The sequence below is a fragment of the Bordetella parapertussis genome (assembly GCF_020735925.1).
Taxonomy (GTDB): domain Bacteria; phylum Pseudomonadota; class Gammaproteobacteria; order Burkholderiales; family Burkholderiaceae_B; genus Bordetella; species Bordetella pertussis.
Window position 1 is genome coordinate 347,004 of sequence record NZ_CP085971.1, and the last position, 14,010, is coordinate 361,013.

Genomic DNA, 14,010 nt, shown 5'->3' on the forward strand with positions numbered 1-14,010 from the left:
TTCAATCGAGGCGCCCAACCATGAGCATCAAAAGCGACCGCTGGATCCGCCGCGCGGCCGAAGCCGGCATGATCGAACCCTTCGAGCCGGGCCAGGTCCGCACCGCGGGCGGCAACCGCATCGTCAGCTACGGCACCAGCAGCTACGGCTACGACGTGCGCTGCGCGGACGAATTCAAGATCTTCACCAACATCAACTCCACCATCGTCGATCCCAAGCAGTTCGACGAGAAGTCGTTCGTCGACTTCAAGGGCGATGTCTGCATCATCCCGCCCAATTCGTTCGCGCTGGCGCGCACGGTCGAGTACTTCCGCATCCCGCGCAGCGTGCTGACGATCTGCCTGGGCAAGAGCACCTACGCGCGTTGCGGCATCATCGTCAACGTCACGCCGCTCGAACCCGAATGGGAAGGCCACGTCACGCTGGAGTTCTCCAACACCACGCCGCTGCCGGCCAAGATCTACGCCGGCGAGGGCTGCGCCCAGATGCTGTTCCTCGAAAGCGACGAGGTGTGCGAGACCTCGTATCGCGACCGCGGCGGCAAGTACCAGGGCCAGCGCGGCGTCACCCTGCCGCGCACCTGAGCGGCGGCTATTGCCAGGGGTCGTACGAGCCGACGCTCCAGATATGCCCCTCCGGGTCGCGGCACGAAAAGCCGCGGCCGCCGTAATCGGCGTCGGCAATATCGATCAGTATCTCGGCGCCCGCGGCCTGCGCGTCCCGGTAGGCCTGGTCGGGGTCGGCCACCACCAGGTACACGCTTTGCGTCTCCACGCCGCCGACCTCGTCGGGCTGCTTCATGTAACGGGAAAACGGTGTGTCCGTCACCGACGCCAGCATGATCATGCCGCTGCCCAGCGTCAGCTGGGCATGCACGATGGTATCGGCCGGGCCGGGCACGATGCGTTGCGCCTCGAACCCGAACGCGTGCACCAGCCATTCGATGGCGGCGCTGGCGTTGCGGTAGCGCAGGCAGGTCACGACGGGTGAGGCGACGGTGGCTGGGGCTGGCATGGCGGTCTCCGGTTCGGCGCGGCGCGTTCAGGGCGCCGCGGCGGCGAGGGCGTCGTAGCCCTCGCCCAGGAACTGCAGGATGCACACGCCGTTGCCGTAGGGGTCGGACAGATGCGCGATGCGGCCCCAGGCGTGGCTGTGCGGCGGATCTTCCAGCATAGCGCCGGCGGCCACCGCCGTGGCGACCGCCCTGTCGCAATCGTCCACCACGAAATCCAGGTGCACCGGCGTCCAGTGGCGCGCGTAGTCGCGCCCCTGGCTCGTGCCCGTGGCCGCCTGCGAGCCGGTTGCCTTCTCCAGCAGGTAGAAGGGCACGGCGGCGCCCGCCATCTCGATGGCCTGCGGCCCCAGCCGGCGCTGCGGACGCAGGCCGAAGGCGCGTTCGTAGAACAGCGCGGCCCGCGCCGCGTCGGGAACGTCGATATTGATCAGTACCTGTGCCTGCATGGTGTCGGCTCCAGTCCGGGACCGGCCCTCAGCGCGCGGCCAGCGGGCGGATCATGAGAATATTGGCCAGCAGGCGGCCGCCCACCAGCATCGCGTCGGGCTCGCGGCCATACTCGGCGAAGCCCAGGCTGGCGTACAGCGCGTGCGCGGCGCCGTTGTCGGCGCCCACGCTCAGCAGCACGTGGCGTACCCCGGTCATCCGGGCCGCCCGTGCCAGCAGCGCCTCGGTCAATTGGCGCGCCAGGCCGCCGCGGCGTTGCGCGGGTACAACGTAAATACCCCAGATTTCAGCCTTGTGACGTTGTTTCATTGTGTGCCCGCGCGCCACGCCGCCGACCCCGGCCAGGGCGCCGTCCACGAAGGCGCCCAGCAGCACGTAACCCTCGCGCGGGGCAAGGCGGGCGCGCCATTGCGCGATTGTGTCAACGCTTTCTTCTTCGTAACTGGACCCGAAGGCTTCGGGCGCCTCGCGCAGGGCGGCCAGGCGAACGCGTTGAAATTCTGCAGCATCCTCGGGCGTCAAAGGGCGTATGGTGGAAAGATTCACGTCTGGCTCCGCAGCGTACGCGCAGGGTGGCGGCAGGGTTGCGCCAAATATAATGAAGATACGTGAAAAGCGCGGCTGTTTCGCGGCGCAGGAGCCCCAGATGTTCGGTTTCCGCAGGAAAGACACGCAGCAGTACGACCAGGAGGCGCAGGACGCCTTCGTCGAACGGGTCGCCGCGGCGGCGCGCGATTTCGTGGCCGCCGTCCCCGCCGGGGCGGGGCTGGACTACTCGCCGGCCAGCATCGCCGCGCTCGACGCCGTGCTCGAATAGGCCCACCTGGGCGCCCTGGCGCTGGACCCGGTGCAACGGGTGGGGGCGGCCGCCTACCTGTACGAGGTGGCGCGGCGTCGCCACGGCGGGCTGTACGAGGTCTGCGACGACGACGATCCGGTGGTGCTGGTGACCGGCGAGCCCGAGTTCGACGTCTGCCTGTGCGCCATCGCCAAGGTCGAGCGCCGCATCGACGCCGGCCCGCAGGAAGACCTGCGGCCGTTTTTCGGCCGCTACGAGCAGGCCGTCGCGGCGCGCCGGCCCGACATCATTCGCTGACGCCGCGCGCCGGCGGGCGCACCCGCTTTCAATCCGTCCTACAATTCCCCGAGGTCGGCCCGCTCGTCGGGCCGGTTGCTTTTTTGTCACCAGCCCGACCCCGTCTGGCAGTACACTCGCGTCCGTTTTGCCTTGCCCGCCCAGGAGCGCCCGCATGAAATTCCGCTTCCCCATTTTCATCATCGACGAAGACTATCGCTCCGAGAACGCCTCGGGGTTGGGCATTCGCGCGCTGGCTTCGGCGATCGAGGCCGAGGGCGTGGAGGTCATCGGGGTGACCAGCTACGGCGACCTGAGCTCGTTTGCCCAGCAGCAAAGCCGCGCCAGCGCCTTCATCCTGTCGATCGACGATGAGGAGTTCGACGTCGATTCTCCGGAAGACGTGGCGGGCGCGATCAAGAACCTGCGCACGTTCATCGGCGAGCTGCGTTTCCGCAACGCCGACATCCCCATCTACCTGTACGGCGAGACGCGCACGTCGGAACACATCCCGAACGACATCCTGCGCGAGCTGCACGGCTTCATCCACATGTTCGAGGACACGCCGGAGTTCGTGGCGCGCCACATCATCCGCGAAGCGCGCAGCTACGTGGACGGCCTGCTGCCGCCGTTCTTCCGCGAGTTGGTCAAATATGCCCAGGACGGTTCGTATTCCTGGCACTGCCCGGGGCACTCGGGCGGCGTGGCGTTCCTCAAGAGCCCGGTGGGCCAGATGTTCCACCAGTTCTTCGGCGAGAACATGCTGCGCGCCGACGTCTGCAACGCGGTCGACGAACTGGGCCAGCTGCTGGACCACACCGGCCCGGTGGCCGAGTCCGAGCTGAATGCCGCGCGCATTTTCCATGCCGACCACTGCTTCTTCGTCACCAACGGCACCTCGACGTCGAACAAGGTCGTCTGGCATGCCAACGTGGCCGCCGGCGACGTGGTGGTGGTGGACCGCAACTGCCACAAGTCGATCCTGCACGCCATCACGATGACCGGCGCGATCCCGGTGTTCCTGCGCCCCACGCGCAACCACCTGGGCATCATCGGTCCGATCCCGCTCGACGAATTCGACCCGGAGAACATCCGCCGCAAGATCGAGGCCAACCCGTTCGCGCGCGAGGCGCTGAACAAGAAGCCGCGCATCCTCACGCTGACGCAGAGCACCTATGACGGCGTCATCTACAACGTCGAGATGATCAAGGAAAAGCTGGGCACCTACGTCGACACGCTGCATTTCGACGAGGCCTGGCTGCCGCACGCGGCCTTCCACGAGTACTACCGCGACATGCACGCGATCGGCCCGGACCGCCCGCGCAGCCAGGACGCCATGGTGTTCGCCACGCACTCCACGCACAAGCTGCTGGCCGGCATCTCGCAGGCCTCGCAGATCATCGTGCAGGAGTCCGAGAGCCGCAAGCTGGACCGCAACCTCTTCAACGAGGCCTACCTGATGCATACGTCGACCTCGCCGCAGTACGCGATCATCGCGTCGTGCGACGTGGCCGCCGCCATGATGGAGCCGCCGGGCGGCACCGCCCTGGTCGAGGAAAGCATCCGCGAGGCCATGGACTTTCGCCGCGCCATGCGCAAGGTGGCCTCCGAGTTCGGCAAGGACGACTGGTGGTTTAAGGTGTGGGGCCCCAACCGCCTCGCGCCCGAGGGCATCGGCCATCGCGACGACTGGGTGCTGGAGTCGGGCGACCACTGGCACGGCTTTGGCGACCTGGCGCCGGGCTTCAACATGCTCGACCCGATCAAGGCCACCATCATCACCCCGGGCCTGGACATGTCGGGCAGCTTCGGCGAAAGCGGCATACCGGCCGCGCTGGTGTCGAAGTACCTGGCCGAGCACGGCGTCGTGGTGGAGAAGACCGGCCTGTATTCGTTCTTCATCCTGTTCACCATCGGTATCACCAAGGGCCGCTGGAACACCCTGCTGACCGCGCTGCAGCAGTTCAAGGACGACTACGACCGCAACCAGCCCCTGTGGCGTATCCTGCCCGAGTTCTGCCGCGGTCACCGCCGCTACGAGCGCATGGGCCTGCGCGACCTGTGCCAGCAGATCCACGAGGCCTATCGCGAACGCGACGTGGCGCGCCTGACCACCGAGATGTACCTGAGCGACATGGTGCCGGCGCTCAAGCCCTCGGACGCCTTCGCCCGCATGGCGCACCGCGAAGTCGAGCGCGTCGAGATCGACCAGCTCGAAGGCCGCGTGACCGGCGTGCTGCTCACGCCGTACCCGCCGGGCATTCCGCTGCTGATCCCGGGCGAGCGCTTCAACCGGACCATCGTGCAATACCTGCAGTTCGCGCGCGAGTTCAACGAGCGCTTCCCCGGCTTCGAGACCTACATCCACGGCCTGGCCGACGAAGAGGGCCCCGATGGCGCCAAGCGCTATTACGTCGACTGCCTGAAGGACGCCGGCGAGCAGTAAATCCGACGCGCCGCGCCGGGCCGCCCGAGGGGGCGGCCCGGCGCGGCGTTGTCTTCGAGGGAGTATCCCGTTTCGATGTTCGATGTCGCCGTCATCGGCGCCGGGGCCGCCGGCATGATGTGCGCCGCCGTGGCGGGCCAGCGCGGCCTGCGCGTGGTGCTGATCGATCATGCCGCCAAGCTGGCCGAGAAAATCCGCATCTCCGGCGGAGGGCGCTGCAACTTCACCAACCTGGGCGCCGGCCCGGCCAATTTCCTGTCCGACAACCCGCATTTCTGCCGCTCGGCGCTGGCCGGCTACACCCCGCAGGATTTCCTCGGCCTGTTGCGCCGCCATCGGGTGCATTGGCATGAAAAGCATCGCGGGCAACTGTTCTGCGACGACAGCAGCGAAACCATCATCGAGGTGTTGCGCGCCGAGTGCGGGCAGGGCGGGGTGGCCTGGCGCATGCCGTGCCGCGTGGACGAGATCGCCCGCCGCGAGGGCGGCGGCTTCACGCTGCGTACCAGCACCGGCGCGATCGACGCGCGCGCGGTCGTGGTAGCCACCGGCGGCATGGCGATCCCGCAACTGGGCGCGACCGACTACGCGCTCAAGGTGGCGCGCCAGTTCGGCCTGAAGGTCGTCGAGCCGCGGCCGGCCCTGGTGCCGCTGACCTTCGATCCCGCGCAATGGCAGCCGTTCGCCGCGCTGTCGGGCGTCGCCCTGGAAGTCACGCTGTCGACCGGGCAGGGCAAGGGGCGCGCGGCGTTCCTGGAAGACCTGCTGTTTACCCACCGGGGCCTGTCCGGCCCCGCCATCCTGCAGATATCGAGCTACTGGAAGCCGGGCGAGGCCATCGTGCTGGACTTGGCGCCCGGCCGCGACCTGGCCGCCGAACTGATAGGCGCCAAGCCGGGCAACCGGCAGCAGCTGCATACCGTGCTGGCCGGCCTGTGGCCCCGGCGGCTGGCCGATACCTGGCTGGACGTGGCCGGGCGCGCCGTCGGCGCGGACCTGGCCGCCGCGCGCCTGGCCGACGTGCCGGACCGCACGCTGCGGGCGCTGGCGGCGCTGATCCATGACTGGCGCCTGGTGCCCAGCGGCACGGCTGGCTACAAGAAGGCCGAAGTGATGCGCGGCGGCGTCGACACGCGCGCCCTGGACCAGAAGTCCATGCAGGCGCGCGGCGTGCCAGGGCTGTACTTCATCGGCGAGGCGGTCGACGTGACGGGCTGGCTGGGCGGCTACAACTTCCAGTGGGCCTGGGCGTCGGGGTACGCCTGCGGCAACGCCCTCTAGCCTGGCGGGCACGGCGCATGCGGGCAGGGCCGCGCGCCTATTGTTTTGGTAAATGGAAATGACTATCATTTGTCTTTACCAAATGCAAATGCCGGAGACCGCATGCCATACGTCCTGCCTGCCCTTTCGTATGCCTACGATGCGCTCGAGCCGCATATCGATGCACGCACGATGGAAATACACCATACGCGCCATCACCAGACCTACGTCAACGGCCTGAACGCCGCGCTCGAAGGCGCCGGCCTGGACAGCGAGGAGCCGGTCGAGCAACTGTTGCGCCGCATCCCGGCGCTGCCGCCGGGCATCCACGGCGCGGTGCGCAACCACGGCGGCGGCCATGCCAACCACAGCCTGTTCTGGACCGTCATGTCGCCGTCGGGCGGCGGCCGCCCGGATGGACGGCTGGCGGCCGATATCCAGGCCCAGCTGGGCGGGCACGACGCCTTCCAGGCGGCCTTCACGCAGGCCGCGCTGGGCCGATTCGGCAGCGGCTGGGCCTGGCTGACCGTCACGCCTGCCGGCCGCCTGCGGGTCGACAGCAGCGCCAACCAGGATTCGCCGCTCATGGAGGGCAACACCCCGATACTCGGCCTGGATGTCTGGGAGCACGCGTATTACCTCCAGTACCAGAACCGCCGTCCCGAATACATCGAGGCCTTCTACCGGGTGGTGGACTGGGCCGAAGTGGCGCGCCGCTACGAGATCGCCCTGGCCGAGCTCGGCCGGGAGGCCGCATGAATACCCACAGCCGCCACCGCGTCCGTCCGGCGCTCACCAGCGTCAGCGCCATGACCCTGGCGGTGCTGGTGGCCTGCCTGGCCTGCTACCAGCTGTGGGAGTTCCTCGACCGGCGCTGGCCGCACGTCGCCCTGGCCATGGCCGGCGGCATGGTGGCCGCCGGCGCCACCGCGCTGGGCGCGGTGCCGGTGCTCTTCTCCCAGACCCTGTCGCAGCGCGTGCAGGACTGCATGTTCGGCTTCGGCGCCGGTGTCATGCTGGCGGCCAGCGCCTTCTCGCTGGTGGCCCCGGGCATCGCCGCGGCCGGCGCGCAGGGCTACGGCCCCTGGGGGGCGGGCATCCTGGTGGGGGCGGCCATCCTGCTGGGCGGCGCGGTCCTGCTGGCCAGCGACAGGCTGCTGCCGCACGAGCACTTCATCAAGGGCAAGGAAGGGCGCGCCTCGCGCACCCTGCGCCGCACCTGGCTGTTCGTCTTCGCCATCATGCTGCACAACGTGCCCGAAGGCCTGGCCATCGGCGTGGGCTACGCGGGCAGCGACAGCCTGCGCGGCGCGGCGCGGCGCTGGCAACCGGCATCGCCATCCAGGACGTGCCCGAAGGGCTGGTGGTGGCGCTGGCCTTGCTGGCCGCCGGCTACAGCCGTGCGTTCTCGGTGGCGCTGGGCATGCTGTCCGGGCTGGTCGAGCCGCTGGGCGCCATCGTGGGCGCGGCGGTGGTGGGCTGGTCGGCGGCGATGCTGCCGTGGGGGCTGGGTTTCGCGGCCGGCGCCATGCTGTTCGTCATCAGCCACGAGATCATTCCCGAGTCGCACCGCAAGGGGCATGAGGTGCCGGCCACCGCCGGCCTGATGCTGGGATTCGTGCTGATGATGCTGCTCGATACCGCGCTGGGCTGAGGCGCCGAAACAGGGGCGGATCGCTGCCCATCCGGACGCTTTGCGGCATGGCGCTTTCGATGTATGCTTTGCGCGCTGTCACGCATGTCGCGGGAGAGAGCGGCCGATTGCGGCTGCCGCCGAAGGCGCAATTCGCCCGGAATCGCTCAGGTAACCCATACCGCGACTGCATCGAGTAGCGCCTGGCGCGCTCGAAACAGCACTCTGGAGAGACCTGGCGTGGCCACCTTCGCGGTGCGCAAGCAGCCCAGGCGCCGAAGGTGCAAACCCGCTCGCGCGGGGCAACTCTCAGGCAAAAGGACAGAGGGGCGGAAAATTCGACCGGTTCCCGGACGCTTTCCGCATCGGGGCCGGCATTCCGTAATCCTGGCAATGCTGCCGCTGGAGCCCTCGCATGTCCGCACCGCTCAAACGCACCCCCTTGGCCGAAGAACATCTTGCCGCCGGCGCCCGCATGGTCGACTTCGGTGGCTGGGACATGCCGCTGGCCTATGGCTCGCAACTGGAAGAGCACCACGCGGTGCGCCAGGACGCCGGCATGTTCGACGTCTCGCACATGCTCAACGTCGATGTCGGCGGCGCCGACGCCACCGCCTTCCTGCGCCGCCTGGTGGCCAACGACGTGGCCCGCCTGGCCACGCCGGGCAGGGCCCTGTACAGCTGCATGCTGAACCCGCAGGGCGGCATCATCGACGACCTCATCATCTACTACTTCGCGCCCGACCAATGGCGCGTGGTGGTCAACGCCGGCACGGCCGACAAGGACATCGCCTGGATGCAGCGCGTGGCCGCCGCCGACGGCTTCGATGTCGCGATCGCGCCGCGCCGCGACCTGGCCATGGTGGCGGTGCAGGGCCCCAACGCCCGCGCCAAGGTGTGGGCGGCCCGTCCCGCGTGGCAGGCGGCGTCCGAGCCGTTGGCGCCGTTCTCGGCCGCGGCCGTCGAGGCCGGCACGCTGGTGGCGCGCACCGGCTATACCGGCGAGGACGGGTTCGAAATCGTGTTGCCCGCCGACGCGGTGGTCCAGCTGTGGCGCGACCTGCTGGCGCAGGGCGTGCGGCCCTGCGGCCTGGGCGCGCGCGACACGCTGCGCCTGGAGGCGGGCATGAATCTCTACGGCCAGGACATGGACGAACTCGTCCATCCCGACCAGGCCGGCCTGAGCTGGACCGTTGCGCTCAAGGACGAGGCGCGCCGCTTCGTGGGACGCGATGCCATCGAGCAGTTCGCCGTGCCGCGCGCCTTCGTCGGCCTGAAGCTGCAGGAGCGCGGCGTGATGCGCGCCCACATGCCGGTGCGCTGCGCGCAGGGCATGGGCGAGCTCACCAGCGGCACCATGTCGCCCACCCTGGGCGTGTCGGTGGGCTTTGCCCGCGTGCCGGTGGGCGTGCAGCCCGGCGACGCCGTCGAGGTGGAAATCCGCGGCAAGTGGGTGCCCGCCCTGGTATGCAAATTGCCGTTCGTGCGTCACGGCAAAGCCGTCGAACACTCGTAAACTCGAGGCTTCCGCGCGGCCGCTGGCCGCCGGAGGCGCGCAAACTTTCTCCATTCCCACCGAATTGCCAGAGGAGCTCCCATGAGCCTGCCCACCGATCGCAAGTACACCGAGTCCCACGAATGGGTCCAAGCCGAAGGCGATGTGTTCGTCGTCGGCATCACCGACAACGCCCAGGAGCAGCTGGGCGATCTGGTCTTCGTCGGCGACGTCAAGGTCGGCGCCACGCTGAAGGCCGGCGAAACCGCCGGCGTGGTCGAGTCGGTCAAGGCCGCCTCGGACATCTATGCGCCGGTCGACGGCGAGATCGTCGCGTTCAACGACGAACTCGAAGCCAACCCCAGCCTGATCAACGAATCGGCCTATACCGCCTGGATCTTCAAGATCAAGCCGGCCAACGCGGCCGACCTGGACAAGCTGCTCGACGCGGCCGGCTACCAGGCCGTCGCCGGCTGACAGGCCGCACCGGGCCGGCCCGCGGGCCGGCCCCGCCTCCCCGTTATTTCGAGAAAACCATGTCGCGCGCCCCTGACACCCATTCCGATTTCATTCCCCGCCATATCGGCCCCTCCGACGAGGACCAGGCCACCATGCTGGCCGCCATCGGCGCAGCCAGCCTGGATGCCCTGATCGACGAAGTCGTGCCGCCCCGCATCCGCAGCCGCGCGCCGCTGGCGCTGCCCGCCGCGCGCAGCGAAACGGATGTGCTGCAGGACCTGAAGCGGATGGCCGCGCGCAACCAGATCTACCGCAACTACATCGGCCAGGGTTACTACGGCACGCACACGCCCAACGTGGTGTTGCGCAACGTGCTCGAGAACCCGGCCTGGTACACCGCCTACACGCCGTATCAGCCCGAAATCTCGCAGGGCCGCCTGGAGGCGCTGCTCAATTACCAGACCATGGTCGCCGACCTGACCGGCCTGGACATCTCCAACGCCTCGCTGCTGGATGAAGGCACCGCCGCGGCCGAGGCCATGACGCTGGCGCGCCGCGGCAGCCGTTCGTCCAGCCCGGTGTTCTTCGTGTCGCAGCACTGCCACCCGCAGACGCTCGAAGTGGTGCGCACGCGTGCCGAGGGCCTGGGCATCGAACTGGTGATCGGCGACGAGTCGCGCGGGCTGCCCGAATGCTTCGGCGTGCTGCTGCAGTATCCGCACAGCCTGGGCGGCGTGGCCGATTACCGCGAACTGGCGCAAGCCGCGCACGCGCAGGGCGCCGTGGTCGCCTGCGTGACTGACCTGCTGGCGCTGGCGCTGATCGAGCCGCCGGGGCAATGGGGCGCCGACATCGCCGTGGGTTCGGCGCAGCGCTTCGGCGTGCCGTTCGGCTTCGGCGGCCCGCACGCCGGCTTCATGGCCTGCCGCGATGCGTACAAGCGCAACATGCCCGGCCGCCTGGTCGGCGTCTCGAAGGACGCCCAGGGCAACCCGGCGCTGCGCCTGGCCCTGCAGACGCGCGAGCAGCACATCCGCCGCGAGAAAGCGACCTCCAACATCTGCACCGCCCAGGTGCTGCTGGCCGTGATGGCCGGCCTGTACGCCGTGTGGCATGGCCCGCGCGGCGTGCGCCGCATCGCCGAGCGCGTGCAAAGCCTCACCGGCGCGCTGCGCGCCGCGCTGGCCGGGCTGGGCGTGAAAGTCGCCAACGACACCTGGTTCGACACGCTGTTGCTGGAAACCGGCGTGGCCACCCCGGCCATCCTGGCCGCGGCGGATTGCGCCCGGACCAACCTGCGCCAGGTCGATGGCGCGCGCCTGGCGGTGTCGCTGGACGAAACCGTGACCCTCGCCGACCTGCAGGCCCTGGTCAACGTGTTCGCCGCCGGCCTGGGCAAGGACGAGGTGGCGCTGCCGGCGCCGCAGGCGTCGCTGGACGGCATCCCGGCGGCGGTGCGCCGCCAGGGGCCCATCCTGTCGCACCCGGTGTTCTCCAGCGTGCAGTCCGAGACCGACATGCTGCGCTACCTGCGCAAGCTGGCCGACAAGGACCTGGCGCTGGACCGCACCATGATCCCGCTGGGTTCGTGCACCATGAAGCTGAACGCCACGGCCGAAATGATCCCCATCACCTGGCCGGAGTTCGCGCTGATCCACCCGTTCGCGCCGGCCTCGCAGACGCCGGGCTATCGCGAGCTGATCGACGGCCTGTCGGCGCAGCTGTGCGAAATCACCGGCTACGACGGCATCAGCCTGCAGCCCAACTCGGGCGCGCAGGGCGAGTACGCCGGCCTGCTGGCGATCCGCGCCTACCACCAGGCCAATGGCCAGCCCCAGCGCAATGTCTGCCTGATCCCGGCCTCGGCGCACGGCACCAACCCGGCGTCGGCCCAGCTGGCCGGCATGGACGTGGTGGTGGTGGCGTCCGACGCCAACGGCAACGTCGACCTGGCCGACCTGCGCGCCAGGATCGCGCAAGTGGGCGAACGCCTGGCGGCGCTGATGATCACCTATCCCTCGACGCACGGCGTGTTCGAGGAAGCCGTGACCGAAATCTGCGACGCGGTGCACGAGGCCGGCGGGCAGGTCTACCTGGACGGCGCCAACATGAACGCCATGGTCGGCGTGGCGCAGCCCGGCAAGTTCGGCTCCGACGTCTCGCACCTGAACCTGCACAAGACCTTCTGCATCCCGCACGGCGGCGGCGGGCCGGGCGTGGGCCCGGTGGCGGTGCGCGCGCACCTGGCGCCCTACCTGCCGGGCGTGCTCGACGCCCAGGGCCGCCTGGACCCCGAGGCCAAGGTCGGCCCGGTCTCGGCCGCGCCGTATGGCTCGGCCGGCATCCTGCCGATTCCCTACGTGTACATCGCGTTGATGGGCGCCGAGGGCCTGCGCCGCGCCACCGAGGTGGCCATCCTCAACGCCAACTACATCGCCGCGCGCCTGCGCGACCACTACCCGGTGCTGTATGCGGGCCGCAACGGCCGCGTGGCGCACGAGTGCATCCTGGACGTGCGGCCCCTGAAGGAAACCAGCGGCATCAGCGCCGAGGACATCGCCAAGCGCCTGATGGACTACGGGTTCCACGCGCCGACCATGAGCTTCCCGGTGGCCGGCACGCTGATGGTCGAGCCCACCGAATCCGAAGGCCTGGCCGAGCTGGAGCGCTTCATCGAGGCCATGATCGCCATCCGCGCCGAGATCGCACAGATCGAAAGCGGCGAACGCGACCGCGACGACAACGTGCTGCGCAATGCGCCCCATACGGCCCAGATGCTGCTGGCCGAGGAATGGCACCACGACTATCCGCGCCAGCAGGCTGCCTATCCGGTGGCGTCGCTGCGCGAGAACAAGTACTGGCCGCCGGTGGCGCGGGTGGACAACGCCTATGGCGACCGCAACCTGGTGTGCGCCTGCCTGCCGGTGGAAGCCTACGCGTAAGCGGTGCGCGCTCATGGCGCATGACGAGGAGCCGGCCCCCGCATGGGGACTGGCACCGGCAAGATTTCACGGCGTCTGCCCGTGCGTGTGCCTGTCCCCGCTGGGACAGGCACATTGCCGTACGCCATCCGGGGTGCCTGTCCCCGCAGGGGGACTGGCACCGGCAAGATTTCACGGCATCTGCCCGTGCGTGTGCCTGTCCCCGCTGGGACAGGCACATTGCCGTACGCCATCCGGGGTGCCTGTCCCCGCATGGGGACTGGCACCGGCAAGATTTCACGGCGTCTGCCCGTGCATGTGCCTGTCCCCGCTGGGACAGGCACATTGCCGTACGCCATCCGGGGTGCCTGTCCCCGCATGGGGACTGGCACCGGCAAGATTTCATGGCATCTGCCCGTGCATGTGCCTGTCCCCGCTGGGACAGGCACACTGCCGTACGCCATCGACTCTTGCCGGCGATCACGCCGAAGGCGTGAGTCCCAGCCGCTCGTAGTGTTCCTGGTAGCCGGCGACGTGGCGCTCCATGCGGCGGCGGGCGGCCGGCGCGTCGCCGGCGATGACGGCGTCGACCACGCGGCGGTGCGACTGCAGGATGAGGCGCCGGGTGGGTTCGGGCGTTTGCCCTTCGCGGCTGGTCGCCGCCAGGATCAGGCCGGCGATGGACACGATGAACGCGCGCAACAGGTCGTTGTGGCAGGCGTCGGCCAGCGCGAAGTACCAGCGCACGTTGAGATCCAGGAACTGTTCCACGCGGGGCAGGGCCTCCTGCAGCAGGTCGGTCGCCTGTATCAGCGCCTGCAGGTCTTCGGGCGTGCGGCGCAGCGCGGCGAGTTCGGCGATGGTCGGCTCGATGGCGACGCGGGCTTCGATCATCTCCTGCAGCGAGATGCCGCGCGCGCGGGCAAACAGCGCCACGGGGCGGGCCAGCGCGTCGTTGGCCGGCAGCTTGACGACCGAGCCGCCATAGCGCCCCTGGCGGGTTTCGATCAGGCCTTCGCTTTCCAGCACACGCAGCGCGTCGCGGACCGCGGCGCGGCTCAGGCCGGTCTCTTCGGTGAGCTCCCGTTCCGAAGGCAAGGCCACGCCGCTGGGGCGGGCGCCGCTGAGGATCTGTTCGCGCAGGGCGTCGGCCAGCAGGTCGCGCGAACGCACGGCCTTGATCGGACCCAGCGGATTAGGGTTTGTCTCTACGGTTTTCATCGCTGCAGCCATTGTACAGCGTTTGGTTATCCATATAA

Annotated in this window: 11 protein-coding genes, 2 pseudogenes and 2 riboswitches; of the genes and pseudogenes, 9 read left to right on the plus strand and 4 right to left on the minus strand. The window is 69.1% G+C overall.

Features of this window, described 5'->3' with window-relative positions:
- The first annotated feature begins 20 nt into the window (after positions 1–20).
- Positions 21–584 (plus strand): dCTP deaminase, encoded by a 564-nt coding sequence (dcd, locus tag LK409_RS01650; protein WP_003808382.1) that lies wholly within the window; start codon positions 21–23, stop codon positions 582–584.
- 7 nt (positions 585–591) lie between these two features.
- Here the strand turns inward: dcd and LK409_RS01655 are convergent, their stop codons facing one another.
- Genes LK409_RS01655 through LK409_RS01665 form a run of 3 tightly spaced genes read right to left on the minus strand, consistent with a single transcriptional unit; the run spans position 592 to position 2,008 of the window.
- Positions 592–1,014, minus strand: coding sequence for a VOC family protein (locus LK409_RS01655; protein WP_003808385.1), 423 nt, complete (start codon positions 1,012–1,014; stop codon positions 592–594).
- A 27-nt stretch (positions 1,015–1,041) separates the two neighbouring features.
- Positions 1,042–1,461, minus strand: a complete 420-nt coding sequence (locus tag LK409_RS01660; RefSeq protein WP_010927670.1) for a VOC family protein — start codon at positions 1,459–1,461, stop codon at positions 1,042–1,044.
- Positions 1,462–1,489: 28 nt separating this feature from the next.
- Positions 1,490–2,008 carry a GNAT family N-acetyltransferase gene (locus LK409_RS01665; RefSeq protein WP_003808390.1) on the minus strand — a complete coding sequence of 173 codons (519 nt, stop codon included), beginning with the start codon at positions 2,006–2,008 and terminating at the stop codon, positions 1,490–1,492.
- Between the two features lie 52 nt (positions 2,009–2,060).
- On the opposite strand from LK409_RS01665, the pseudogene LK409_RS01670 reads away from it, so the two are divergent.
- The 8 genes and pseudogenes from LK409_RS01670 to gcvP all read left to right on the plus strand — a co-directional run bounded on the left by LK409_RS01670 (position 2,061) and on the right by gcvP (position 12,772).
- A pseudogene (locus LK409_RS01670) lies at positions 2,061–2,558 on the plus strand (hypothetical protein).
- 154 nt (positions 2,559–2,712) lie between these two features.
- Positions 2,713–4,983 carry an arginine/lysine/ornithine decarboxylase gene (locus LK409_RS01675; protein ID WP_010927671.1) on the plus strand — a complete coding sequence of 757 codons (2,271 nt, stop codon included), beginning with the start codon at positions 2,713–2,715 and terminating at the stop codon, positions 4,981–4,983.
- A gap of 75 nt (positions 4,984–5,058) precedes the next feature.
- Positions 5,059–6,264, plus strand: a complete 1,206-nt coding sequence (locus LK409_RS01680; RefSeq protein WP_049788688.1) for a BaiN/RdsA family NAD(P)/FAD-dependent oxidoreductase — start codon at positions 5,059–5,061, stop codon at positions 6,262–6,264.
- 102 nt (positions 6,265–6,366) lie between these two features.
- The gene (locus LK409_RS01685; RefSeq protein WP_033446726.1) at positions 6,367–7,002 is read left to right on the plus strand and encodes a superoxide dismutase; all 636 of its coding nucleotides are present in this window, start codon (positions 6,367–6,369) and stop codon (positions 7,000–7,002) included.
- A pseudogene (locus LK409_RS01690) lies at positions 6,999–7,897 on the plus strand (ZIP family metal transporter). Before LK409_RS01685 ends, LK409_RS01690 begins: the two are co-directional and overlap by 4 nt.
- An 80-nt stretch (positions 7,898–7,977) precedes the next feature.
- Positions 7,978–8,070: riboswitch (glycine riboswitch) on the plus strand.
- A 21-nt stretch (positions 8,071–8,091) separates the two neighbouring features.
- Positions 8,092–8,211: riboswitch (glycine riboswitch) on the plus strand.
- An 80-nt stretch (positions 8,212–8,291) separates the two neighbouring features.
- A complete protein-coding gene (gene gcvT, locus LK409_RS01695) occupies positions 8,292–9,392 on the plus strand; it encodes a glycine cleavage system aminomethyltransferase GcvT (protein WP_010927673.1) in 1,101 nt (366 codons plus the stop codon).
- Between the two features lie 81 nt (positions 9,393–9,473).
- Positions 9,474–9,848 carry a glycine cleavage system protein GcvH gene (gene gcvH, locus LK409_RS01700; RefSeq protein ID WP_010929676.1) on the plus strand — a complete coding sequence of 125 codons (375 nt, stop codon included), beginning with the start codon at positions 9,474–9,476 and terminating at the stop codon, positions 9,846–9,848.
- 59 nt (positions 9,849–9,907) lie between these two features.
- Positions 9,908–12,772 carry an aminomethyl-transferring glycine dehydrogenase gene (gene gcvP, locus LK409_RS01705; RefSeq protein WP_010927674.1) on the plus strand — a complete coding sequence of 955 codons (2,865 nt, stop codon included), beginning with the start codon at positions 9,908–9,910 and terminating at the stop codon, positions 12,770–12,772.
- A gap of 459 nt (positions 12,773–13,231) precedes the next feature.
- Here the strand turns inward: gcvP and LK409_RS01710 are convergent, their stop codons facing one another.
- Positions 13,232–13,972, minus strand: a complete 741-nt coding sequence (locus LK409_RS01710; RefSeq protein WP_003808411.1) for a FadR/GntR family transcriptional regulator — start codon at positions 13,970–13,972, stop codon at positions 13,232–13,234.
- Between the last annotated feature and the right edge of the window lie 38 nt (positions 13,973–14,010).

Excerpts from the sequence above, each read along its gene's own strand:
- dcd (WP_003808382.1), top strand. The coding sequence starts at position 21 with ATGAGCATCAAAAGCGACCGCTGGATCCGCCGCGCGGCCGAAGCCGGC.
- LK409_RS01655 (WP_003808385.1), bottom strand. The coding sequence starts at position 1,014 with ATGCCAGCCCCAGCCACCGTCGCCTCACCCGTCGTGACCTGCCTGCGC.
- LK409_RS01660 (WP_010927670.1), bottom strand. The coding sequence starts at position 1,461 with ATGCAGGCACAGGTACTGATCAATATCGACGTTCCCGACGCGGCGCGG.
- LK409_RS01675 (WP_010927671.1), top strand. The coding sequence starts at position 2,713 with ATGAAATTCCGCTTCCCCATTTTCATCATCGACGAAGACTATCGCTCC.
- LK409_RS01680 (WP_049788688.1), top strand. The coding sequence starts at position 5,059 with ATGTTCGATGTCGCCGTCATCGGCGCCGGGGCCGCCGGCATGATGTGC.
- LK409_RS01685 (WP_033446726.1), top strand. The coding sequence starts at position 6,367 with ATGCCATACGTCCTGCCTGCCCTTTCGTATGCCTACGATGCGCTCGAG.
- gcvT (WP_010927673.1), top strand. The coding sequence starts at position 8,292 with ATGTCCGCACCGCTCAAACGCACCCCCTTGGCCGAAGAACATCTTGCC.
- gcvH (WP_010929676.1), top strand. The coding sequence starts at position 9,474 with ATGAGCCTGCCCACCGATCGCAAGTACACCGAGTCCCACGAATGGGTC.
- gcvP (WP_010927674.1), top strand. The coding sequence starts at position 9,908 with ATGTCGCGCGCCCCTGACACCCATTCCGATTTCATTCCCCGCCATATC.
- LK409_RS01710 (WP_003808411.1), bottom strand. The coding sequence starts at position 13,972 with ATGAAAACCGTAGAGACAAACCCTAATCCGCTGGGTCCGATCAAGGCC.